A 23,207-nucleotide genomic window follows, 5' to 3' on the forward strand; every position below is an offset into this window, starting at 1 on the left:
AGTTCGCCGGTGAAAGGCTTCGGTACCTTTATGCAAAACGATCATTTTTTCTCGGGCGTTTCAGTTAATAAGATTTCAGATGCTGACGATTTGCGATCGGATTACAAGATATGACAAACTCCATAGTACATTTCGTTTTTAACCATAGGTCGAGTTTAATAGGTGTCATTTGAGGCGTTAGCACAACTTATTGACAGGTAAACGTTTACCTTTCGCGCATCTTCTACCACCAGAATGCAAAAAGGAATGAGACATTTCACAACTGGTGCGTAATGCCACCAATATTGCGTTGCCCAGTGAAGCCGCATCTGGCTGGCAACCACGGTAACGGATATTATGTCATTTCTAAGCAGTGATCCATAAAGAAACAGAAGATCCGCTGGTTATCCCCTGCCGATCACTTCCAGTGTCGGCTTTGCGCTTATCGATATCGATGCCGGCGCACGCGGGTTAATGATAAGCATCTTAGCGACTGCAAGACCGGTTGGTCGGTATGCATATAACCAACAGCCTTGTATTGCAGCACATATTTACCGGGTTTTAGGTTGATGGCATACTCGCCCTCGCTATTGGCTGATGCACCCTGCGTGGTGTTTTGGATGTACACGCTGGCAAACGGAACGGGTTTGCCAACATCATCAATAACTTTACCGCTGACGGTAAATTGCTGTGCAAACGCACTGATATTAAAAGAGATAAATAAGAGCCAGGTTAAAGCTAATCGCATTTATGATAAGTTTATACGAAGATGCGTTTAATTAGTAAAAGGTTGCAGGGTGATGATGTTAATTATTGTTAAAGTGTGTCCGTCTGTGAGGGGAAGGCTGTCACTTTTTGCTTTGCGCTCTGGCTTGCCCCGCTATGGCCGCGGAGGCCTTGTCACTTTTGTATCAAGACAAAAGTAACAGCCCTTCCGCGGCAATTGAGCGGAGGCAAGCCTTGCGCGCCAACGGCCCATAAAGCTATAAGTGTACGTCCGCTAAGTGTCCGTCCGCTAAGTAACCGGTACAAAACGAACAGCCGGACAAACTACCCAATCATCCCCATCAACTCCTCATCACTAATAATAGGGATATTAAGCTTCTGTGCTTTTTCCAACTTTGCCGGGCCCATGTTATCGCCTGCTACCGGGTAGTTTAGTTTGGCTGATATACTGCTTAATATCTTGCCACCATTTTGTTCGATGATATCTTTCAACTCATCGCGCGAGCGTTCGAAGGTGCCGGATATGATGAAGGTTTTGCCTGATAATGCTTCGCTGGCTAATACTACCTCTTTTTCTTCGGCTACAAATTGTAAGCCTGCCGCTTTCAGCTTTTCAATCTCTTCGCGGTGTTGCGGGGTAGCGAAGTACTCTATTAAGCTATGGGCTATCCGTTCGCCAATTTCTTCGGCTGCAATCAGCTCGTCCAACGTGGCTGCCATCAGGTTGTCGATGGTTTTAAAATGGATGGTTAGCTTTTTGGCAACCGTTTCGCCAATATAGCGGATGCCTAAGCCAACACAGCACCTTCTCAAACGGCATCTGTTTAGACTTCTCAATACCATCAAGCATGTTGGTGATGGATTTCTCGCCGAAACGCTCCATCTGCTTTAGCTCATTAATATGGTCGGCAAGCTTGTACAGGTCGCTTATGTGGCGGATAAAGCCACGTTGGTATAAGGTCTCAATAGTCTCATCACCCAAACCGTCAATATTCATGGCTTTACGGCCGATAAAGTGCTGCATTTTGCCGGTGATCTGTGGCGGGCAACCCTCATCATTAGGGCAATAGAAAGCGGCTTCGCCTTCCCGGCGCTTCAATGGCGTACCGCAGGCAGGGCACTCGGTTATATAATCAATAGTAGCCGCCCCGGCTACGCGTTTTTCTAAATTTACTTCGATGATCTTGGGGATGATCTCGCCGCCTTTTTCTACAAAAACCCAGTCGCCTTCGTGCAGGTCCAGCCGCAGCATTTCATTGGCATTATGCAGTGTGGCGCGCTTTACGGTGGTACCTGCCAGCAGTACGGGTTTAAGGTTAGCAACCGGGGTAACCGCGCCCGTACGGCCCACACGGTAGGTTACAGCCAGCAATTCGGTTTGTACCTGCTCTGCTTTAAACTTATAGGATATGGCCCAGCGCGGCGATTTGGCGGTAAAGCCCAGTTCTTGCTGCTGCGCGTAGCTGTTTACCTTTATAACAATGCCGTCGATATCATAACTTAAGTGATGGCGCTTTTTATCCCACTCGGCTATAAAGGCCAGTACGCAGTCTATATCATGGCAAAGCCGGCTATGGTCATCAACATGGAAGCCCCATTGTTTAACCGCTTGCAGGCTCTCCCAATGCGTTTTAAACAAGGTCTTTTCGGTATACAGGCCATACAGGAAACAATCCAGCGGGCGCTTGGCCACCTCGGCGCTGTCCTGTAGTTTTATGGTGCCCGATGCAAAGTTCCTTGGGTTAGCATAAGGCTGCTCGCCGTTATCTACACGCTCCCCTGGTTCAATCTTTCAAAAGCTTTAAGGTGCATAAATACCTCACCGCGAATCTCGAACTCGGCCGGGTAGCCCTCGCCTTTTAACTGTTGGGGGATGCTTTGTATGGTGCGTACGTTGGTGGTCACTTCATCGCCCCGGGTGCCATCACCACGGGTTACGGCGCGTGCCAGCTTGCCGTTTTCATACGTCAGGCTCATTGAGAGCCCGTCGAACTTCAGCTCGCATACATACTCAAAATTGTCGCCTATGGCTTTGCGGATACGCTGGTCGAAATCCAGCAGCTCCTGCTCGTTATAGGTATTCCCTAACGATAGCATGGGCCAGCGGTGTTTAACTGTTTTAAACTCCTTAGTGATAAAGCCGCCTACTTTTTGGGTGGGCGAGTCAGGGTCCGTGAACTCGGGGAACTCTTTTTCGAGCGCGGTAAGGGCCTCTAATTTTTTATCGAACTCAAAATCAGATATGGCAGGCATAGCCAGCACATAGTAGTTGTAGCTATGCTGTTTAAGCTCTGCCGATAGGGTTTCTATTTGTTTTTTTGCTTCAGCCGGTGACATGCAACGAAGATAATAATTTGATTAATCTGCATAGCCGATCAGGCTATATTAATTATCGAAAGGAAATTTTGCGCCCGGGTTTTAAACTTTTTTATTTGAGGGCGTCTTTACGATATAATTAACAGATACCAATAGCGATGGATTTTAACACCATCGCTACAATTAAAACAAACACTATTATGAAAACAGTAAGAAGAATTTTATTTGCATCGGCAGCCCCGGTGCTGTTTGCAGCAGCCGACACCAGCGCACAAGTATTTGTAAGAAGCCGCCCGGTACGCCACCATACCGTAGTAACTACCCGCCCGGTACGCCCATCGGCAACCCATGTGTGGATTGAAGGCGAATGGATACCAAAGGGACGTACTTATGTTGAACGCCCCGGCTATTGGGCGCCTATACCACGCCCGCATGCAGTTTGGGTACCGGGGCATTGGGACCGCCGCCCGCGTGGTTATTTTTGGGTACCAGGCCACTGGAGTTAATAATAACGTAATTAATATTTAAAGTGTCCGTCCGCAAAGGAACTGGACGTTTTAGAACGGTCGGACAATTGATATTTTGTCCGACCGTTCTTTTTGTACCGGCAGAGAAACGGACGGACACTTTTGCTTAATAAGCTTGTCCGATAGTCCAAAGTTGTCCAACTCCTTAACGGACGGACAAGATTGTTTTTATCTTTATTTACATAAATATTTGATAATCAATATATTATACTTATCTTTGTATAAGATATTCAATCAACCATTTCCGGGACTATAGAACTGCACTGCTAAGCCATTCCTGTATATATATTATGTAGGTGAATGGGTGAAGGGGGAGTGTATTTAAATTTTAAGGTGATAAAATTTAATTTTTACCAATTGGGAAGGTTATTATTTTACCAGTTGATAAGCAAATCTAAAATGCGTCATTGCGAGGAACGAAGCAATCTCTGCGTAGGATATTCAATCTGATAAATTTCATCGGCAACTGCCAGCACAAATATTGTGGTTATTGATTAGCGAGTGAAGAGATTGCTTCGTTCCTCGCAATGACGTGTCGGGAACGTAGTTGCGTTAAGGATGGCAGTGGATACCGGCCTTGTGGCTAAGGCCCGTGCAGTATGAGCGTACAGCCTGACCCGAAGGGTAACGCCCCAATAATCTTGTCCGTCCGTTCAGGAACTGAGACAAAATGGACGGACGGACAAGATTTATAAATACTGATGAGAACTAAAGTTTGTCCGCTTGTCCGTTTTGTCGCGGCCACTTAGCGGACGGACAAGTCGCTACATTAACCTTATGAAATGTGTTTAATAATCGTATTATTGTTATAATGAAACGATTATTTTCAAACCTTACCTTCCGGTGTTATTTGCTATTGCGCTTGGGATTGTTGTAGGGCTTAACTTTCCGGGTTTTGCAACGACAGCGCAGCTAATAAGCAAGATATTTATCAGCCTGATAACGATGCTGATACCGTTTATCATCTTCTTCACCATTGTGCTGGGTGTTGCCGGTATGAGCGATATGAAAAAGGTGGGCCGGGTAGGGGGTAAGGCGCTGCTTTACTTTGAGATAGTAACCACTTTCGCGCTGGTAATTGGTGTAACCGTTGCCAACTTTGTTAAGCCCGGCGCAGGCTTTACCGCCCATGTTACGTTTGATAACGCCAAGCTGGCCACCTACCAAAAAGCCGCCGCCGAAATGCATTGGGGCGACTTCATCACCCACATTGTACCCAGCAACGCCATGAAAGCTTTTGCCGAAGGCGATATTTTGCAGGTGCTTTTCTTCGCGATATTGTTTGGTTTTGGGCTGAGTAAAATGGGCGATAGCGGCAAGGTGGTTATTGATGTATTTGACAAGATATCGAAGGTTTTCTTCAACATTATGCACATTGTAATGAAGGCGGCCCCTATAGGCGCTTTCGGCGGGATGGCGTATACCATAAGTACCTATGGACTTAAAACCCTGCAACCGCTGGCACTGCTAATGGCATCGGTTTACGTTACCATGGCCCTGTTTATTTTTGTGATTTTGAATTTGATATGCCGTATGTACAAGTTTAGCTTATGGCAGTATTTAAAGCATATTAAGGAGGAAATATTAATTGTGCTGGGTACCTCATCATCTGAACCCGCATTGCCTGCCATGATGGAGAAGCTGGAGAAGTTTGGCTGCTCAAAATCGGTTGTGGGGCTGGTTATACCGGCAGGCTACTCGTTTAATTTGGATGGGACGACGATTTACCTGTCTATGTCGGTGATATTTTTGGCGCAGGTGTTTAATATCCCGCTGTCGTTAGGGCAGGAGCTAAGCATTATAGGCATATTAATGATAACCAGCAAAGGCGCGGCAGGGGTAACCGGCAGCGGCTTTATTGTGCTTACATCAACCCCGGCGGCCATTAAAGTTATCCCGGTTGAGGGGGTGGCGATATTGTTAGGGGTGGATAGGTTTATGTCGGAAGCACGGGCGATTACTAATGTGATAGGGAATGGGGTGGCTACTATTGTGATTGCTAAAAGCGAGAAGGAGTTTGATGAGGGGAAGTATAGGAAGATTGTAGCGGGGTAAGTGGCGTCCGGATGTCCATATCTGTTCGGGTACTAAGCGGACGGACACCTTGGTTAAGGCAGGCTTGCTACTTATCGCTTCATGGGCCATTGACGCTCTTGGCTTGCCTCCGCTCAATTGCCGCGGAAGGGCTGTTACTTTTTCCTTGATGAAAAAGTAACCAAAAAATCAAGTCATCCGGGAGGCTTCTCTGCCGCACAGGCCTTATGCGCTGCAAAGCCGGCAAAACCTCGGGCCCGGTCCTTTTGCCGCCCGTTGTCGCGCAGGGCCCGGGCTTCAGGCAAAATTACCAATGCCCGTACAGCCGCACAAGCCCACCTGTTTTACCGCCTTTCGCCCGAAGCTGCCCGTATGACGATTAGGAAAGAACCAACATTTAGTTATATATGCAAAATGAAAAAGAAGCGCAAAGGCCTGTCAGCACGCCGGGCCGGGAGTATGGCCTTGCGGGTGGAAGTGATCGGGCTGACTTGATTTTTGGGTTACTTTTTCATCAAGGAAAAAGTAACAGCCCTTCCGCGGCAATTGAGCGGAGGCAAGCCTTGCGCGCAAAGGCCAACGAAGCGATTGCATTTACAGAGATAAGCAAGCACAATGCCCCACGTTTGTAAATTTTTCATCATCACACAAAAAAATTATACCTTAAGCATGCAGCGGCCAAAAATAATTTTAGCTTTGCGATATAAAAGAAAATCAAACCAATGAGTGTTCTCGTAAATAAAGATTCTAAAGTTATAGTTCAGGGTTTTACAGGTAATGAAGGTAGCTACCACGCATCGCAAATGATTGAGTACGGTACCCAGCTTGTTGGCGGTGTTACACCCGGTAAAGGTGGCCAAACACACTTAGACCGCCCCGTATTTAACACCGTAGCCGATGCCGTTGCAAAAACCGGTGCCGATGTATCTATCATCTTCGTTCCGCCGGCATTTGCTGCCGACGCGATTATGGAAGCTGCCGAAGCCGGTATTAAAGTTATTGTATGTATCACCGAAGGTATCCCTACAAAGGATATGATTGCGGTTAAAGAATATTTGACGGATAAAGACGCTCGTTTAATTGGCCCTAACTGCCCCGGTATTATCACTGCCGACGAAAGCAAAATTGGTATTATGCCGGGCTTTATCTTCAAAAAAGGTAATGTAGGTGTGGTTTCAAAATCAGGCACGCTTACTTATGAGGCGGTTGACCGGTGGTTAAAGCCGGTTTAGGTATCACTACCGCTATAGGTATTGGTGGCGACCCAATTATAGGCACCCCAACCAAAGAAGCGGTTGAGCTGTTAATGAATGATCCTGAAACGCACGGCATCATTATGATAGGCGAGATAGGCGGTGGCATGGAAGCCGAGGCTGCACGCTGGATAAAAGAAAATGGTACCAAACCTGTAGTAGGTTTTATAGCCGGCCAAACCGCGCCTCCGGGCCGCCGTATGGGCCACGCGGGTGCAATTGTTGGCGGTGCCGATGATACCGCTGCTGCTAAAATGAAGATCATGCGCGAGTGTGGTATCCGCGTTGTTGAGTCGCCGGCCGAGATAGGTGCTGCTATGGCAGAAGAACTGGCGAAGTTATAATCAGCCCCCTAACCCCTAAAGGGGAAACATATATTATGAAGTCCCGGTCAGTTTGGCCGGGATTTTTTGTTACATCTTTTTGTCATCCTGAGCATAGCGAAGGATCTTCTGCAAGCAGTAAGTAGCACGTAAGCCGCTCAAATCGTATATAATCACGAACTATTATCTGCATTGCACCCTTGCGATTGCTTCGTTCCTCGCAATGACAAAGAAATTCGCTACCTTGGGTTATCTCAAATACGCAACATGATCGCTAAAAAATTATCACTGTATCTCGCCTTATCAACCCTTACTTTTATAGCGTCTGCACAGTCTTACCGGCCCGCACACTTTGCGGACGCGGACAGGCTGAAAAAGATCCAATCGACTTACGCCCTAATAGATAAGCTATATAAAGACTTCGCCGAACAAAACCATTGGCCGGGCATGGCTTATGGTATTGTGGTTGATGGTAAGCTGGTGCATAGCGGTGGTGTTGGTTATACCGATATCAACGCAAAAATTCCTGCGGATGCCAGTTCTGATTTCCGCATAGCATCCATGACAAAAAGCCTTACCGCTATGGCTATATTAAAGCTGCGCGATGAGGGTAAACTTAAGCTGGATGACCCGGCGTACCTCTATATTCCCGAAATGAAGGGGTTGAAGTATTTGACTAAAGACGCTACGCCAATCACCATAAAAAACTTATTGACCCATACCGCCGGCTACCCCGAAGATAACCCCCGGGGCGACAGGCAACTGGCCGTGAGTGATGACGAACTGCTGGCTCTTTATAAAAAAGGGGTCTCGTTCTCTAACAACCCCGGGTTAAAATATGAGTACAGTAATTTAGGCTTTGCTACGTTGGGCTATATCATTAAAAAGGTATCGGGCAAAACGTACCAGGATTATATCACCCAATATATTTTAAACCCGCTGGGCATGACCCATACGTATTGGGAATACACCAAAGTGCCCAAAAATAAACTTGCTTTAGGCTACCGCTGGCTGGGTGGTAAATTTGTTGAGCAGCCCTTACTGCACGACGGCGCTTACGGCGCCATGGGCGGCCTGATAACTACTATCGAGGATTTTAGTAAATATATGGCCGTACATATGGATGCCTGGCCACCAAGGAATGATGCAGAAACCAGCCCCATAAAACGCAGCTCTATCCGCGAAATGCAGTACCCGTGGGATGTAAATTATTTATCGGCCAATGCAAAAACGCCTACCGGTAGGCCGTGCCCAAATGTATCCGCTTATGCTTACGGATTACGTTGGGCCAAAGATTGCGATAACCGCGTTTACATAGGCCACACCGGCGGCTTGCCGGGCTTTGGCAGTCAGTGGAATATTATGCCCGACTACGGCGTAGGGGTGGTCGTTTTCGGCAATTTAACTTATGCAAATGCAGGTGCAATTAACAACCGGGTGCTGGATACGCTTCTGGTGCTATCGGCTATTAAACCACGTACGCTGCCGGCATCGGCCATATTAAACCAGCGCAAAGCCGACCTGTTGAAAGTGATCAGCAATTGGGATACAGCTAAAGCCAGCGGTATTTTTGCTGATAATTTCTTTATGGATTATTTCCCCGATAAGCTGAAGGTTGCTACTGCTGAAGCTTTTGCTAAAACCGGTAACATAATATCCGTTACCGATGTGGTTGCCGAAAACCAGATGCGCGGCTACTTTATAATGCAGGGCGAAAACGCCAATATTAAAGTGGCATTTACGCTGACACCTGAGAACCCGGGATTGATACAGGAGTACCATTTGGATGTAGTGGCGAAGTAGTTTAACTTCTCATTCCTTTTTGTCATTCTGAGTGGTAGCGAAGAATCTTCTACGCAGGATAAGTAAACGTTTACCTGTCAATATTATAAGATTCTTCGCTGCCGCTCAGAATGACACCCTGTTAGTTTACTTCCGTCAAACCTATGTAAACATCCGTTTTCAAAACAAAATGTACTATGGGTTTGTCGTATCTTGTAGGTAAGCGGACGGACACTAACAGTCCGATCTCTGAAATCAATCAAACATCTGTGAAATCATGAGTAACTACAATCAATTAACACCCGAAGAAGAATATATCATTTTACATAAAGGTACCGAGCGCCCTTTCACCGGCGAACTGTTAAACAACAAGGCCCGTGGTTTATACGTTTGCAAACGCTGCGATACGCCGCTGTATACATCCGAAACCAAATTCGAATCGCATTGCGGCTGGCCAAGTTTTGATGATGAAATACCCGGTGCGGTAAAGCGCGTACCCGATGCGGACGGACACCGTGTTGAAATTGTATGTGCCAATTGCGGCGCCCACCGGGCCACGTGTTTGAAGGCGAATATCTGACCCCAAAAAACACCCGCCACTGCGTTAATTCTTTGTCGATGAAATTTGTTCCAAAAGCATAACAAAAATTTTTGCCGATAAATTTAACACATCAATAATATTTATTTAACCCGCTCTTTTACAGGCTTTAAAAGTCTTAACAAAAAGTTTGTGAATAACTTATAGGTGATGTGCAAAACTATCACTAACAATCAAAATCTTCATCCCCTATCTTTGGATTATAAGTTCTTTAAAGCTATCCAAATTATCGGCGATCCTTGCCGGTAAGGAAGAGAAACCACTGGGCAACCAGCTTGCCGGGTGGGGCTGAATACACTGTTAAAAGAGTCAGACGAGGGATTTGTGGGGGTGATGTTTAAAGTAGTTTAAGATGACGGATCAAATGTTTGTCATTATTTAACAACAACTGCTTGGCGGCATTGTCGGCTAAAATTACCGGTGTTAAAGAAAGATTGGAATTGAATATTAAAATATAGTTAAGCGCATGGCAGAAGAAACAGAATTATTATTAAGAGAAAACAAGGATCGTTTTGTTATTCTACCTATTAAGTATCCCGAAATATGGGAGATGTATAAAAATGCGAAGCAAGTTTCTGGACAGCCGAAGAGATCGATCTTTCTGATGACATGAAACATTGGGAGAGCCTTAACCCGGGCGAACGCCACTTCATATCGCATATCCTGGCTTTTTTGCTGCCAGCGATGGTATTGTGAACGAGAACCGGCCGTAAACTTTATGAGCGAGGTACAATTGCCGGAGGCGCGTTGCTTTTATGGTTTCCAGATCATGATGGAGAACATCCACTCTGAAACTTACGCTTTATTAATTGACACCTATATTAAGGATCCTGCCGAAAAAGATCGTTTGTTCCATGCTATTGATACCGTACCATGCGTAGGTAAAAAAGCAGAATGGGCCCTGCGTTGGATAAACAACGGAACATTTGCAGAACGCTTAATTGCTTTCGCGGCGGTTGAGGGATCTTCTTCTCGGGTAGCTTCTGCTCTATCTTCTGGTTAAAGAAACGCGGCTTAATGCCGGGTCTTACTTTCAGCAACGAGCTGATCTCGCGCGATGAAGGTATGCACTGTGAGTTTGCTTGCCTGTTATACAGAATGTTGGAGAACAAGCTATCAAAAGAAGCGGCGACAGCTATTATTACCGATGCCGTTGAAATTGAAAAAGAATTTATCAGCGACGCGTTGCCGGTAAGTTTGATCGGGATGAACGCTAAGCTAATGAGCCAGTATATTGAGTTTGTAGCAGACAGATGGTTAGGCGAACTTGGCTATCCAAAAGTATACGGCGCAAGCAATCCGTTCGACTTTATGGAGATGATATCCCTGCAGGGCAAAACCAATTTCTTCGAGAAGCGGGTTGGTGATTACCAGAAAAGCGGCGTGCTAAATAACGGCGGCAGCGATAATAAAGCATTCTCATTAGACGAGGATTTTTAATAAAGAGACCTAAATATCCAGTAAATAAATAAGTAGTAACCCCGGTTGGTTCCAGTCCAGCCATTAAATGCCAAAATTATGTTTGTAGTAAAAAGAGATGGTAAGCAAGAGTCAGTTAAGTTTGACAAAATAACCGCACGGATAGAGAAGCTGTGCTATGGTTTAAATCCCGCGTTGGTTGACCCGGTTGATGTAGCTAAAAAAGTAATTGAAGGTTTATTTGATGGGGTAACCACATCAGAACTGGATAACCTTGCTGCCGAGACGGCCGCGTCATTAACTACCAAACATCCCGATTACGCGTTACTGGCATCGCGTATAGCGGTTTCAAACTTGCATAAAAATACCATCAAATCGTTTTCAGAAACGATGCGTAATTTATATCAATACGTTGATCCGAAAACCGGCAAAAATGCTGCTTTGCTTGCCGATGACGTTTACGATATAATTCAAAAAAATGCTGAAGAACTGGATAGCAGCATTATTTATGACCGTGATTTTGGTTTTGATTACTTCGGCTTTAAAACCTTAGAGAAATCATACTTATTAAAACTGGATGGTAAAATTGCCGAGCGCCCGCAGCATTTATTTATGCGTGTATCGGTAGGTATCCATAAAGAAGATATTGCCAGCGCAATAAAAACTTATAACCTGATGAGCGAGCGTTGGTTTACCCACGCTACACCTACACTATTTAACGCAGGTACGCCAAAACCACAAATGTCATCATGCTTCCTGTTAACTATGAAGGATGATAGCATAGACGGTATCTATGATACATTAAAACAAACCGCTAAAATCTCGCAAAGCGCAGGTGGGATCGGCCTAAGCATCCACAATGTACGTGCAACGGGTTCATACATCAGCGGTACTAACGGTACCAGCAACGGTATTATACCAATGCTGCGTGTGTTTAATGATACTGCACGTTATGTAGACCGTGGTGGTGGTAAACGTAAAGGTGCTTTCGCTATCTATTTAGAGCCATGGCATGCAGATATATTTGAGTTCCTTGACCTGCGTAAAAACCACGGTAAAGAAGAAATGCGCGCGCGCGATTTGTTCTACGCCCTTTGGGTAAGTGATTTGTTTATGCAACGCGTTGAGGCTAACGAGGACTGGAGCTTATTCTGCCCGCACGAAGCACCGGGTTTAGCAGATTGCCACGGTAAAGAATTTGAAAAACTATACAAAAAATACGAGAAAGAGGGCCGTGCACGCAAAGTGATAAAAGCACAGGAACTTTGGTTTGCAGTGTTAGACGCACAGGTTGAAACCGGTACCCCTTACTTGCTGTATAAAGATGCTGCCAACGGTAAATCAAACCAGCAAAACTTAGGTACTATCAAGAGCTCTAACTTATGTACCGAGATCTTGGAGTATACTTCGGCTGATGAAATAGCTGTATGTAACCTTGCATCATTAGCGTTGCCACGTTATGTTATCAACGGTGCTTTTGATCATCAAAAACTATATGATGTAACTTACCGTGCTACTTTAAACCTGAACAAGATCATCGACAATAACTACTACCCGGTTAAAGAGGCTGAGTATTCAAACTTGCGTCACCGCCCGATTGGTTTGGGTGTACAGGGTTTGGCTGATGCGTTCATACTTTTACGTATGCCGTTTGAAAGCCCTGAGGCTAAACAGTTGAACAAAGAGATCTTCGAAACCATCTACTTTGCTGCCATGACTGCTTCTAAGGATCTGGCTATAAAAGATGGCGCTTATGAAACCTTTAAAGGCTCACCATTATCAAAAGGCGAGTTCCAGTTTGATTTGTGGAAAGTAAAACCGGATAGCGGCCGTTGGGATTGGGAAAACCTGCGTTTAGATGTAATGAACCATGGTGTGCGTAACTCACTGTTAGTAGCGCCAATGCCAACAGCATCTACTTCACAGATTTTGGGTAACAACGAATGCTTTGAGCCATATACCTCAAATATCTACACCCGTCGTGTATTAAGCGGCGAGTTCATTATCGTAAACAAACACCTGTTGCGTGATTTGGTGAACCTTGGCTTGTGGAACACTACCATTAAAGACAAGATCATCACTGCCAATGGTTCTATCCAGACATCGCCGAAATTCCACAGGAATTGAAGGATCTTTACAAAACTGTTTGGGAGATCAAGATGCGTGACATTATTGATATGGCTGCCGACCGTGGTGCTTACATTTGCCAGTCGCAATCATTAAACTTGTTCATCAACTCGCCAAATGCTTCTAAACTAACTTCAATGCACTTCTACGCATGGAAGAAAGGCTTGAAAACAGGTATGTATTACCTGCGTACACAAGCAGCATCGCAAGCGGTTAAATTTACAGTTGAGAACCGTGGCGGTAAAAACATGGATGCAGTAATACCTGAAATTGTTAACCGGTAGCAGACGAAATACCTGCCGGCCCAACCTGCTCAATGGAAGAAGGCTGCGTTACTTGCTCGGCATAAGTCGGAAAGTCCGCATAAGTCGGGAAGTCCGAAAGATGACCTGATCGTAAATATATAGTCCGAAAGTTTGACACTGTTTCAAGCTTTCGGACTTTTTTATTGATTAACTTTGAACTAAAATCTTCCGGACTTCTCGGACTTGCCGACTTTCGGACTAAAACATGCACACCAAACACGAAATAATCTCCTGCGACCGTTGCGGAACCGGCATTGAATGTAAGGCAAACGCTTACACCAAATGCCAGTGCAGCGTAGTACAGTTAACTTTAAACGAAGTGCAATACATCAGCGAGAATTATGAAGGTTGTATGTGTGCGAAGTGTTTGTTGGAGTTGCAGGGAGAATATAGGGAGGCGATGGGAATAAGTTTATAAACCTCTTTATGTTTGTCATCCTGAGGAACGAAGGATCTGCAAACTGTGCATTCGCCGCGGCAGATGCTTCGTTCCTCAGCATGACAACCTTTTACTAATTATGCCAATCTTTACCACCCAAATCCCCTGCGAATTTGATCGTCATTACTCCCTTAAAATAGTGGATGACGGCCGTGTTGCCTATGCTTATTTGTATGAGGGAGAAGATATAGTTGGTGATGTATGGCTCTATAACCAAGCCGCGGCACCTGCCACATCCTTTTGGCGGACAGAGGATGCTCCATTTCTAAACCCAACCGAGTATCTGACAAAAGATGCTGCTATAAAGCCCATAACCGATGAAAGCGAAATAAGGTGCGAATGGACAGAATCAAAAGATGATGGACTGATAGAGGCAGGTATTTATATCCGCGATAAATTTATAGCTGCTGTTGCTGTGGGGGCAAAGCCCGGCTGGTCGGTGTTAGTAGCTAAGGATGGGCCTTTGGCTTATGTGTATTAGGCTCCTAATTTGTCATTTCGAACGAGGTACGAGGAGAAATCTTATACGAGCTACCTGTCTTGCGTTTAAGATTTCTCACTACGTTTCGAAATGACAACCGATTCGTCATCCTGAACTTGTTTCAGGATTCCACAGGATAGGTTGAACGTTTAATTAGCGCGTGGGATGCCGAAATAAATTCGGCATGACATTGGGCATAAAAAAGCCGCACGAATCTCTCCGTATGGCCTTATTATTAACTTGAAATTATTAACTAACAGGCTGCCTGCTAAAAATTTCGCGGGCAGCTTTGGCGGCGTCAACCATGTTTTGCAGGGCGACTTTAGTTTCGGGCCATTTGCGGGTCTTCAATCCGCAATCCGGGTTAACCCAGATATTGCCTACCGGCAGCAGGTCGGCAGCTTTCTCCAACAGGCTCACCATTTCCTCAGTAGCAGGTACGCGTGGCGAATGGATATCATAAACACCCGGGCCAATTTCGGCCGGGTATTTAAAATCAGCAAAAGCCTCCAACAGCTCCATTTGCGAACGCGATGTTTCTATCGTGATCACATCGGCATCCATATCGGCAATATGCTTAATTATATCATTAAACTCGCTGTAGCACATGTGTGTGTGGATCTGCGTTTCGTCCTTAACCCCGGCAGCCGAGATGCGGAAGGCTTTAACCGCCCAGTCTAAATAAGCAGCCCAATCCGCTTTGCGTAAAGGCAAACCTTCGCGTATGGCGGGTTCATCAATCTGTATCACTTTAATGCCCGCCTGCTCCAGTGCAACTACCTCGTCGCGGATAGCCAAAGCTATCTGGTTGGTAGTAACAGAGCGCGGCTGATCATCGCGGACAAAGCTCCATTGTAATATGGTAACCGGACCGGTAAGCATACCTTTCATCAGCTTATTGGTATTGGCTTGCGCAAATGCGGTCCACTTAACCGTCATATCCGCCGGGCGGCTTACATCGCCATAAATAACCGGCGGTTTAACGCACCGGCTGCCATAGCTTTGTACCCAGCCATTTTTAGTGAGCAGGAACCCATCAAGCAACTCGCCGAAATACTCCACCATATCGTTACGCTCAAACTCGCCATGCACCAACACGTCCAGGCCAATTTCTTCCTGCCAGCGGATAGCATCGATGGTAGCTTTTGCTATTTCGACGTCGTACTGATCCTGGGATAAGTCGCCTTTTTTAGTTTTGCACGTAGCTGGCGGATATCATCAGTTTGCGGGAAAGACCCAATGGTAGTTGTAGGGAAGAGTGGCAGCCCAAAAGTTTGCTGCTGTATTTTCTGTCTTTCGGCAAATTTGCTAATGCGATTGGCATCTTCATCAGTAATAGCGGCGGTTTGTTGTTTAACCTCTTGTTTATGGATGAGCGGAGAAACATTACGGCTTGATATAGCTTTTAAATTTTCCAGTAACAGATCATTCTCGCCATCAATTATCCGGGCCAGCTCATTTATCTCGTTCAGTTTCTGTTTAGCAAAGGCCATCCAGTTTTTAACGAACGGATTAATTACGGTTTCTAAATCAAGATCGAACGGCGTATGCAGCAATGAACAGCTTGGCGCTATCATCACCCTGTCTGTACCAATAGCAGCAATGGCGTTTTTGATATACCCTATAGACTTCACGTAATCGTTCTTCCAGATATTGCGGCCATCAACCACGCCTAATGATAAGATCAGGTCGTCAGGGATCAGACTCAGTACCTTATCCAATTGCTGCGGGGCGCGCACCAAATCAATATGCAAAGCGTTGATAGGCAGACTTAAAGCCAGCGGTGTGTTTTCATGCAGGCTCTCAAAATAAGTCGCCACCATCAGGTTTAAGCCGGCGGTTGCTTTCCTTATTTCTTTATAAGCATAAGTGTAGGCATCCTTTTCCTTTTGGGTCAGATCCAGCGCCAGGAAAGGCTCATCCAATTGCACCCATTCGGCACCATAGCTTTTTAGTTTTTTAAGGATCTCGATGTAAACCGGTACCAGGTTTTTAATCAGGTCGGTCTTTTCAAAACCCTGCTCTTTTTCCTTGCCTAAAAGCAGGTAAGTAACCGGACCCAGCAATACGGTTTTAGGACTTTTACCGATAGCTTTTTTAGCTAAATGAAATTCTTCAAATACATTTTCAGAGAACACATTAAACTGCTGGTTAGCCTTAAATTCGGGCACCATGTAATGGTAATTGGTGTCAAACCACTTGGTCATTTCTGTAGCGGTAATATCCAGGCCATCTTTTTGGTAACCACGCGCCATAGCAAAATACAGGTCGATCTCCGAGTTATCGGGATTTTTACTGAGTACCTGTGTGTACCGCTGCGGGATAACGCCCAGCATTAACGAGGTGTCCAGCACTGGTCATAATAACTGAAATCGTTGCAGGGGATAAGGTCGATACCGGCCTCTTGCTGCAATTTCCAGTTTTGCTCGCGGATGATGCGGGCAGCTGCAAATAATTCTTGTTTACCGGTTTTGCCGGCCCAGTACTGTTCACTGGCTTTTTTGAGTTCACGATTGGCCCCCACACGCGGGTAGCCGAGATTGTTTTTGAGCATACGCATAAAACTTTTTGGTTAAACATTAATTTGACTTAATGCTCCTTACGGTTTTCGGTATGCTTTCGTGGAAATGGTAATAAAAGACACGCGCAGCAAAATATACGGGCATAAAACACCCCTATAAATCCTTTTTGTGCTCTGACTACTGCTTCATTACGCGAAAGCATTGTCTTAAACAAATGGCAAGTATCTGGCTTGTAACGTTAATGCCGTCCTTCTCATCCCTGCTGCGGACAATGGACATGTTTTGGAGTTAAGGCATCAACTTTGGTGTGTTACTTACAGTTGCGCGACAGCCCGTGATTTACACACGGTTCCTTTTTAATCCCGATTTTCATCGGGAACCTATCTGTTGAAATAAAGTAAAGAACTTGAGGCAAATATAGATAAGTTGCGACTAATCCTCATCAGGTATTAAAGATTAATCTTAATTTTAGTTCGCGATGAGCATGTACACCCTTGTAATAAACGGTAAACCCGAAGGCCCTTATACTTTAGATGAGCTAAAAGCACTTAAGATAAAATCAGGCGACTTTGTAAAGACTGATGACATGGACGATTACAAAGAGGCCCATGAAGTTGCCGAACTGCGCCAGCTTTTCGGCTTTCAAAAGGAGGCGCTGCTGCAATATTTTGGCAGTTTCGACCAGCGGGCCACCGCCGCGGTTATCGATTGGTTCCTGGTGTCGGCGGTTTGTGCTGTATTAGCCTTTATCGTGGCGGTGTTCCTAAGTAATAAGATAGCGCTGATAGCGGTAGCATTGAGCTTATTGGTTATTATACCGATAGTGAACCTGGTTTACCATATTGTTATGGAAAGCTCGCCCAAACAGGGAACCTACGGCAAGCAGATCTTAAAGATAAGGGTATGTGATATGCAGGGCGAGCGAATCTCGATCAGCCACGCCGCCGGCCGGAACTTCGCCAAAGTGTTATCAGTGCTTACTTTGGGTATTGGTTACCTGTATTGCTTTTTTAACAAACAGCAACAGTGCCTGCATGATAAAGTTGCTGAGACTTTGGTGGTGAAGGATAGGTTGTAAAACCTTGGTTGTCATCCTGAGCGATAGCGAAGGATCTGCCGCGCGGCGTAGCATGGTTTACAGATTTTTCGCTATCGCTCAGAATGACAAAAAAGTGTATCTTAGTTATGAATTATAAACCAATGAGATACTTCTACCTGCTCTGCGCATTGCTAACCACAATGGCAGTAAAAGCCCAAACCAAAGACACCCTTTTATTAGCCGACCCCACCATGTTTTATGAGGATGGGCAATACTATGTTTATGGCACCGGCAGCAACAGGGGCTTCCCGGTTTATCAATCTGCCGATATGGTAAACTGGCAGGCAGGGGTTGGCAAAGCCGAAGGCGGGCTTGCTTTGGCAATGGGTGATAGCTATGGTACCAACAAGTTTTGGGCACCGCAGGTATTCAAAAATAAGGGCAAATACTACATGGCCTATGCCGCTAACGAGTATGTGGCTATTGCCGAAGCCGATAGCCCGCTTGGCCCGTTTAAACAAAAAACAATTAAAGCCATATCCGGGCCGGTGCACCAGATAGACCCTTATATATTTAAGGATACCGATGGTAAACTGTACCTGTACTTTGTACGGCTGCAAAAAGGCAACCGCATATTTGTAGCGCCGCTGAAAGATGACTTGTCAGATATCGACACTGCCGCTGCAAAAGAATGTGTAAATTCCAGCCTGCCGTGGGAAAACACAGCAAACAGCCGCTGGCCGGTGTGCGAAGGTCCGACAGTAGTTAAACATGGTAACTTATACTACCTGCTTTACTCAAGCAATGATTATCAAAACATAGATTACGCCATAGGCTATGCAACAGCAACCTCGCCCATGGGGCCGTGGACAAAGAACCCAACCAATCCAATCATTGATCGCAATTTGGTGGGCTTTAACGGTACGGGCCACGGTGATGTATTTACCGGAAAAGACGGGCAGTTATATTATGTAATGCATACCCATAACAGCAATATCAAGGTGCAGCGGCGCAAAACGGCGGTCATCAAACTAAACTTTACCAAAACAAAACCGACCACATTAGTGGCCGATAAGGATAGTTTCCGTTTTTTAACTATTGATAAGTAATAGTTAGGCGCTTAGTATCGCCGCCATGTACTCGCGGCATTTGATAGTTTCTTTAACGTCGTCTGATCCGGCAGGGACTTTATATTCCAGCTCGATAGTAGCAGGGAACTTGTATTTGTTCTTCTTCATTAACAATAACACATCTTTTATCGGTGTATCACCTTCTCCAAACACGGTATTAGGGCCGTTGTTTACTTTGCGATCCTTAATGTGCATGCTGGTAATACGGGTATGGTTCTTTTCAATAAAGCCAACCACATCAGGGTTATTACCGGCTATAAAGTGGCCAATATCGAGGTTTATGCAATTATATTCAGATTGTGCCATGGCGGTATCCCATAACTGGGGCGTAGCACGGGTATGGGCATGATAACCTACCCGCATTTTATGTTTGGTGGCCAGATCGCCAATACGTTTGGTTTGTGCATCATTATGCTCGGGCATTTCGCAGTTACAATGGTTTGCACCTAAAGCTTTGGCGGCGTTAAACGCATACTCAATTTCTGCATCAGTATTACCAACACCAAAAACTACCGGTTTGTACGCATATATGGTTACACCGGCATCTTTAAACATTTTGCCTATGGCCTTAAATTTATCCATGGACACATTGGCGCGCCAGTCGGCCATTACCTTGTTAAAGTCTGCACCTGATTGCCCGGCTTCTTTTTTAGGGGCACCGGCTGTTAATTCAGCCGCATCGCCACGTAACTCTACCCCGCTAAGGTTACATTGCAGGCAATATTGCAGCATATCTTCGGCGCTCACATTTTTCATGTTACGGAAAGAATACGTAGTAACGCCTATCAGCACCCCACCTATAACCGAATCTGGTTTATCAGCTTTAAAAAAGAACTGGCGAATGAAGTTTTAGGCAGAATTAACGCCCCTGCTGCGGCAATTGCACTGCTGCCGATAAACCCGCGGCGCGATAGGTTATTAATGTTCATAATGCGTTGTTATAATGGTTGATGCCAAATTAATAAAATTAAACCAAGATAAAACCCCGCTGATAAAATTGTTACAGGACACTACTACTGGCGGAAACATTATTTATCATCTGCCTATTCACACACTTGCACATCTGCATAGCTATCTGCATATTTGCACATCCAATATTTGCACATCAAAAATGTCCTTATCCGATTTTTTTACGCCTGTTGATCTGAATACTATCGCACCAAAAAACGGCTATTACACCAGCCATTTGGGTAGTAAGATAGCTGTATATGCAGATAATTTCCCGGACTGGACCAGCCTGCAGATATCGCCTTAATTGGTGTGCAGGAAGACCGTAATGCCGTAAATAATCCGGGCTGTGCATTGGCACCTGATTATGTGCGCGAGAAATTATACCAGCTGCACGAAGGCGCCTACACTACAAAAATCGTCGACCTGGGCAATATCAAACCGGGGCAGACCGTAACAGATACCTATTTCGCGCTTAAAACGGTAGTTGCCGAGTTGATTAAGAAAGATATCATCCCGATAATTATTGGCGGGGGGCAGGACCTGACCTATGCACAATACGGGTTATGAAACCTTAGAGCAAAAGGTTGACCTGGTGGTGGTTGATTCGCATTTTGACGGAGGATGATGAGAATAACGAGTCTATAGAAACCACCTCGGCATCCTATCTCAATAAAATATTCCTGCACGAACCTAATTACCTGTTTAATTACAGTAACACGGGTTACCAAACCTTTTGCCAGCCGGGATAGTCTGAGGGTAATGGAGAAGCTTTATTTTGATGCGCACCGTCTGGGCAGTATAAGCAGCAACATAGCCGTAGCCGAGCCTACCATCCGGAACGCTAATATGGTAAGCTTTGATATCAGCGCTATCCGCTCGGCCGATGCGGCGGCTAATGCCAACGCTACGCCAAACGGCCTGTACGGCGAAGAAGCCTGCCAGATTTGCCGTTATGCTGGATTTAACGACAAGCTAACCTCTATTGGTTTTTACGAGTTTAACCCGGCTTATGATAACAACGGCCAAACCGCCATGCTGCTGTCGCAAATGATATGGTATTTTATTGATGGGGTTTATAACCGCAAGAAAGATTTCCCGCTCCACCCAAAATCGCAGTATCTTATTTATAAAACCAGCTTAAAGCATGATGACCATGAGCTGGTGTTTGTGAAAAGCAAAAAATCAGACCGTTGGTGGATGCAGGTACCTTACCCAACCGGCGGCTCAAAAAACGAACGTTTCCATTTAGTACCCTGCCGGTACGAAGATTATAAAACAGCCATAAGCGGCGAAATGCCCGATCTGTGGTGGCGCACCTATCAAAAATTAAGTTAGATACAATTGCAGGAACTATTATCCGTTATAACTCCTGTATCTTTTAAAAATAAATGAAGAAATTACTTTTTATCCTATCGGCATTATTGCCGGCACTTGCGTTTGCACAGGCACCTACATCTAATTTTACTATAAATGGAAAGGTGGGCAAAGTTGGCTCGCCTGCATGGGCCTATTTATTTTACCAGGTAGGCGCCAATAAGGTTGTAGACTCTGCACTGGTTACTAACGGTAATTTCGTTATTAATGGTTTTTATCCGACCCCTCATACGCCATGCTGGTTATAGATCACCAGGGAACAGGCGTTGCCAAATTAGGGAACACACCCGATATGTTGACATTTTTTCTGGACAAAGGCACCATCAACGTAACAACTCCTAAAGACTCTGTTAAAACTGCTGCTGTAACCGGCTCGGTAATGAATGATGACAACAAGGCGCTGACCTTACAATTAAAGCCCATTAATGATGATGCGAAAAAACTGAACGATGAGAAAAACGCTGCGTCGCCAACACTACAGGCATCTGCCGAATATCAGCATGACCTACAAGCAAGGTACAAAGCTTTGCAGGACAGGCAACGCAATGTTTTTATAACTTTTGTAAAAGCCCATCCTTCAAGCTACTTAAGTTTGATGGTTGTGGGGCAAATGAGTAAACAAGGTATTGACCCGGTAGAGTTAGATAAGTTATTTAACGGCTTAGATGCCACTGTACAAAATATGGAGGTTGCTAAGATCCTGAAAAAATCGCTTGACGAACTGCGCGCCACCGCTATTGGCAGCATGGCGCCTGATTTTACGCAGAATGATGTAAATGGCACCCCCGTTAAATTATCCTCATTCAGAGGTAAGTATGTATTGCTTGATTTTTGGGCATCATGGTGCGGCCCTTGCAGGCAAGAGAACCCAAATGTAGTGAGGGCTTATAATAAATATAAAGACAAGAACTTCACCATACTTGGGGTATCATTGGATAGACCAGGCGGTAAAGCCGACTGGTTAAATGCTATAAAAACCGATGGTTTAACCGGACCCAAGTATCGGACCTTAAATATGGCGATAACGAGGCCGCGGCTTTATACTATGTACAAGCCATACCTGCTAATTTTTGTTGGATCCCTCAGGTAAAATAGTTGCCAAAAACCTTCGCGGAAGCGATCTGGATGATAAGCTGGCGGAGTTGTTGGGGAAGTAACACCCTAATCCGCTTGTCATTTCGAAACGAGGAACGAGTGAGAACTTCTTTCTTGAGCGTAGCGAAAAAAATCTTATACGCATTGCTAATTCGCTCGTATAAGATTTCTCGCTACGCTTCGAAATGACAACGTTTGTATATCGTCTACTGCAAATACTTTCCAACTATAGGCATTCTTCGGCCCATGCCAAATGCTTTTGGCGATACCCGCAATATTGGTGGTGTCTGGTAACGTTTATGCTCGGCAAGGTTTATCAGTTTTATAGCGCGATGTACTGTTGCTTCATCATAACCCATTTTAATGATCTGGGCAGCCGAGCAGCGGTGCTCGATATATTCGGCTAAAATTTTATCCAGTACATCGTATTCGGGCAATGAGTCCGAATCTTTTTGCCCCGGCCTTAGTTCGGCTGATGGTGGTTTGACGATAGAATTTTCGGGTATGATCTCTTTATCGCGGTTAATATATCGCGCCAGCTCAAACACCTGCGTTTTATAAACGTCGCCAATAACAGAAATACCGCCGCACATATCGCCATATAAAGTACCATAGCCTACTGCGGCCTCGCTTTTGTTAGAGGTATTTAGCAGGATAAACCCAAACTTGGATTACGTGCTTTTCACAAACACCAGCTCATGGTCATCATGCTTTAAGCTGGTTTTATAAATAAGATACTGCGATTTTGGGTGGAGCAGGAAATCTTTCTTGCGGTTATAAACCCCAT

General features: G+C 45.2%; 14 protein-coding genes, 9 pseudogenes and 1 riboswitch. Of the genes and pseudogenes, 15 read left to right on the forward strand and 8 right to left on the reverse strand.

Annotated elements, in window-relative coordinates:
• Nucleotides 1–421: 421 nt before the first annotated feature.
• Together HK413_RS11290 and ligA are read right to left on the reverse strand one after the other, a co-directional pair.
• Nucleotides 422–727, reverse strand: a complete 306-nt coding sequence (locus tag HK413_RS11290; protein WP_175270228.1) for a carboxypeptidase-like regulatory domain-containing protein — start codon at nucleotides 725–727, stop codon at nucleotides 422–424.
• Nucleotides 728–1,029: 302 nt separating this feature from the next.
• Nucleotides 1,030–3,042: pseudogene (ligA, locus tag HK413_RS11295) on the reverse strand (NAD-dependent DNA ligase LigA).
• 137 nt (nucleotides 3,043–3,179) lie between these two features.
• On the opposite strand from ligA, the gene HK413_RS11300 reads away from it, so the two are divergent.
• From HK413_RS11300 to HK413_RS11345, 10 genes and pseudogenes are all read left to right on the forward strand, one after another.
• A complete protein-coding gene (locus tag HK413_RS11300) occupies nucleotides 3,180–3,527 on the forward strand; it encodes a YXWGXW repeat-containing protein (RefSeq protein ID WP_175270229.1) in 348 nt (115 codons plus the stop codon).
• An 864-nt stretch (nucleotides 3,528–4,391) separates the two neighbouring features.
• A complete protein-coding gene (gene dctA, locus HK413_RS11305; RefSeq protein ID WP_317169513.1) occupies nucleotides 4,392–5,603 on the forward strand; it encodes a C4-dicarboxylate transporter DctA in 1,212 nt (403 codons plus the stop codon).
• Between the two features lie 117 nt (nucleotides 5,604–5,720).
• Nucleotides 5,721–6,077 carry a hypothetical protein gene (locus tag HK413_RS15480; RefSeq protein ID WP_217452267.1) on the forward strand — a complete coding sequence of 119 codons (357 nt, stop codon included), beginning with the start codon at nucleotides 5,721–5,723 and terminating at the stop codon, nucleotides 6,075–6,077.
• Between the two features lie 227 nt (nucleotides 6,078–6,304).
• Nucleotides 6,305–7,179 (forward strand): annotated as a pseudogene (gene sucD, locus HK413_RS11315) (succinate--CoA ligase subunit alpha).
• Between the two features lie 246 nt (nucleotides 7,180–7,425).
• On the forward strand, nucleotides 7,426–8,961 hold the full coding sequence (locus HK413_RS11320; protein WP_175270231.1) for a serine hydrolase domain-containing protein: 1,536 nt from the start codon (nucleotides 7,426–7,428) through the stop codon (nucleotides 8,959–8,961).
• Nucleotides 8,962–9,217: 256 nt separating this feature from the next.
• Nucleotides 9,218–9,582, forward strand: a pseudogene (locus tag HK413_RS11325) (methionine-R-sulfoxide reductase).
• A gap of 422 nt (nucleotides 9,583–10,004) precedes the next feature.
• A pseudogene (locus HK413_RS11330) lies at nucleotides 10,005–10,978 on the forward strand (ribonucleoside-diphosphate reductase small subunit).
• A gap of 78 nt (nucleotides 10,979–11,056) precedes the next feature.
• A pseudogene (locus HK413_RS11335) lies at nucleotides 11,057–13,433 on the forward strand (ribonucleoside-diphosphate reductase subunit alpha).
• Between the two features lie 161 nt (nucleotides 13,434–13,594).
• The gene (locus HK413_RS11340) at nucleotides 13,595–13,807 is read left to right on the forward strand and encodes a cysteine-rich CWC family protein (protein ID WP_175270232.1); all 213 of its coding nucleotides are present in this window, start codon (nucleotides 13,595–13,597) and stop codon (nucleotides 13,805–13,807) included.
• Between the two features lie 100 nt (nucleotides 13,808–13,907).
• On the forward strand, nucleotides 13,908–14,309 hold the full coding sequence (locus tag HK413_RS11345; RefSeq protein ID WP_175270233.1) for a hypothetical protein: 402 nt from the start codon (nucleotides 13,908–13,910) through the stop codon (nucleotides 14,307–14,309).
• 249 nt (nucleotides 14,310–14,558) lie between these two features.
• On the opposite strand, the gene metE is transcribed toward HK413_RS11345, so the two are convergent.
• From metE to HK413_RS21340, 3 genes and pseudogenes are all read right to left on the reverse strand, one after another.
• Nucleotides 14,559–15,461 (reverse strand): 5-methyltetrahydropteroyltriglutamate--homocysteine S-methyltransferase, encoded by a 903-nt coding sequence (metE, locus tag HK413_RS21335; protein ID WP_317169514.1) that lies wholly within the window; start codon nucleotides 15,459–15,461, stop codon nucleotides 14,559–14,561.
• A complete protein-coding gene (locus tag HK413_RS22280) occupies nucleotides 15,458–15,886 on the reverse strand; it encodes a hypothetical protein (RefSeq protein ID WP_394353168.1) in 429 nt (142 codons plus the stop codon). Before HK413_RS22280 ends, metE begins: the two co-directional genes overlap by 4 nt.
• A gap of 33 nt (nucleotides 15,887–15,919) precedes the next feature.
• Nucleotides 15,920–16,869, reverse strand: a pseudogene (locus HK413_RS21340) (5-methyltetrahydropteroyltriglutamate--homocysteine S-methyltransferase); the annotation flags it as partial.
• A 161-nt stretch (nucleotides 16,870–17,030) separates the two neighbouring features.
• A riboswitch (cobalamin riboswitch) is annotated at nucleotides 17,031–17,231 on the reverse strand.
• 78 nt (nucleotides 17,232–17,309) lie between these two features.
• Between HK413_RS21340 and HK413_RS11355 the strand changes: the two are divergent.
• Together HK413_RS11355 and HK413_RS11360 are read left to right on the forward strand one after the other, a co-directional pair.
• Nucleotides 17,310–17,909, forward strand: coding sequence for an RDD family protein (locus tag HK413_RS11355; protein ID WP_175270234.1), 600 nt, complete (start codon nucleotides 17,310–17,312; stop codon nucleotides 17,907–17,909).
• 161 nt (nucleotides 17,910–18,070) lie between these two features.
• Nucleotides 18,071–18,979, forward strand: a complete 909-nt coding sequence (locus HK413_RS11360; RefSeq protein WP_246230378.1) for a glycoside hydrolase family 43 protein — start codon at nucleotides 18,071–18,073, stop codon at nucleotides 18,977–18,979.
• 3 nt (nucleotides 18,980–18,982) lie between these two features.
• On the opposite strand, the gene HK413_RS11365 is transcribed toward HK413_RS11360, so the two are convergent.
• Both HK413_RS11365 and HK413_RS22285 read right to left on the reverse strand, forming a co-directional pair.
• Complete coding sequence (locus HK413_RS11365; protein WP_217452269.1) at nucleotides 18,983–19,756, reverse strand: sugar phosphate isomerase/epimerase family protein; 774 nt, start codon at nucleotides 19,754–19,756, stop codon at nucleotides 18,983–18,985.
• Nucleotides 19,757–19,872: 116 nt separating this feature from the next.
• A pseudogene (locus HK413_RS22285) lies at nucleotides 19,873–19,929 on the reverse strand (hypothetical protein); the annotation flags it as partial.
• Nucleotides 19,930–20,111: 182 nt separating this feature from the next.
• Between HK413_RS22285 and HK413_RS11370 the strand changes: the two are divergent.
• The 3 genes and pseudogenes from HK413_RS11370 to HK413_RS22290 all read left to right on the forward strand — a co-directional run bounded on the left by HK413_RS11370 (nucleotide 20,112) and on the right by HK413_RS22290 (nucleotide 22,415).
• Nucleotides 20,112–21,286: pseudogene (locus HK413_RS11370) on the forward strand (formimidoylglutamase).
• 53 nt (nucleotides 21,287–21,339) lie between these two features.
• Nucleotides 21,340–21,573, forward strand: a complete 234-nt coding sequence (locus tag HK413_RS11375; protein ID WP_175270235.1) for a DUF4369 domain-containing protein — start codon at nucleotides 21,340–21,342, stop codon at nucleotides 21,571–21,573.
• Nucleotides 21,561–22,415, forward strand: a complete 855-nt coding sequence (locus HK413_RS22290) for a peroxiredoxin family protein (protein ID WP_175270236.1) — start codon at nucleotides 21,561–21,563, stop codon at nucleotides 22,413–22,415. Before HK413_RS11375 ends, HK413_RS22290 begins: the two co-directional genes overlap by 13 nt.
• Nucleotides 22,416–22,626: 211 nt before the next feature.
• On the opposite strand, the pseudogene nadE reads toward HK413_RS22290, so the two are convergent.
• Nucleotides 22,627–23,091, reverse strand: a pseudogene (nadE, locus tag HK413_RS11385) (NAD(+) synthase); the annotation flags it as partial.
• Nucleotides 23,092–23,207 lie beyond the last annotated feature (116 nt).

The sequence above is a fragment of the Mucilaginibacter humi genome, from assembly GCF_013087555.1.

What these genes read in the sequence shown, in the direction of transcription:
- HK413_RS11375 (WP_175270235.1), top strand. Translation starts at nt 21,340, where the DNA reads ATGAAGAAATTACTTTTTATCCTATCGGCATTATTGCCGGCACTTGCG.
- HK413_RS11345 (WP_175270233.1), top strand. Translation starts at nt 13,908, where the DNA reads ATGCCAATCTTTACCACCCAAATCCCCTGCGAATTTGATCGTCATTAC.
- HK413_RS11300 (WP_175270229.1), top strand. Translation starts at nt 3,180, where the DNA reads ATGGATTTTAACACCATCGCTACAATTAAAACAAACACTATTATGAAA.
- HK413_RS11360 (WP_246230378.1), top strand. Translation starts at nt 18,071, where the DNA reads ATGGCAGTAAAAGCCCAAACCAAAGACACCCTTTTATTAGCCGACCCC.
- HK413_RS11365 (WP_217452269.1), bottom strand. Translation starts at nt 19,756, where the DNA reads ATGAAAAATGTGAGCGCCGAAGATATGCTGCAATATTGCCTGCAATGT.
- HK413_RS22280 (WP_394353168.1), bottom strand. Translation starts at nt 15,886, where the DNA reads ATGATAGCGCCAAGCTGTTCATTGCTGCATACGCCGTTCGATCTTGAT.
- HK413_RS11355 (WP_175270234.1), top strand. Translation starts at nt 17,310, where the DNA reads ATGAGCATGTACACCCTTGTAATAAACGGTAAACCCGAAGGCCCTTAT.
- HK413_RS22290 (WP_175270236.1), top strand. Translation starts at nt 21,561, where the DNA reads ATGCTGGTTATAGATCACCAGGGAACAGGCGTTGCCAAATTAGGGAAC.
- HK413_RS11290 (WP_175270228.1), bottom strand. Translation starts at nt 727, where the DNA reads ATGCGATTAGCTTTAACCTGGCTCTTATTTATCTCTTTTAATATCAGT.
- HK413_RS11320 (WP_175270231.1), top strand. Translation starts at nt 7,426, where the DNA reads ATGATCGCTAAAAAATTATCACTGTATCTCGCCTTATCAACCCTTACT.
- HK413_RS11340 (WP_175270232.1), top strand. Translation starts at nt 13,595, where the DNA reads ATGCACACCAAACACGAAATAATCTCCTGCGACCGTTGCGGAACCGGC.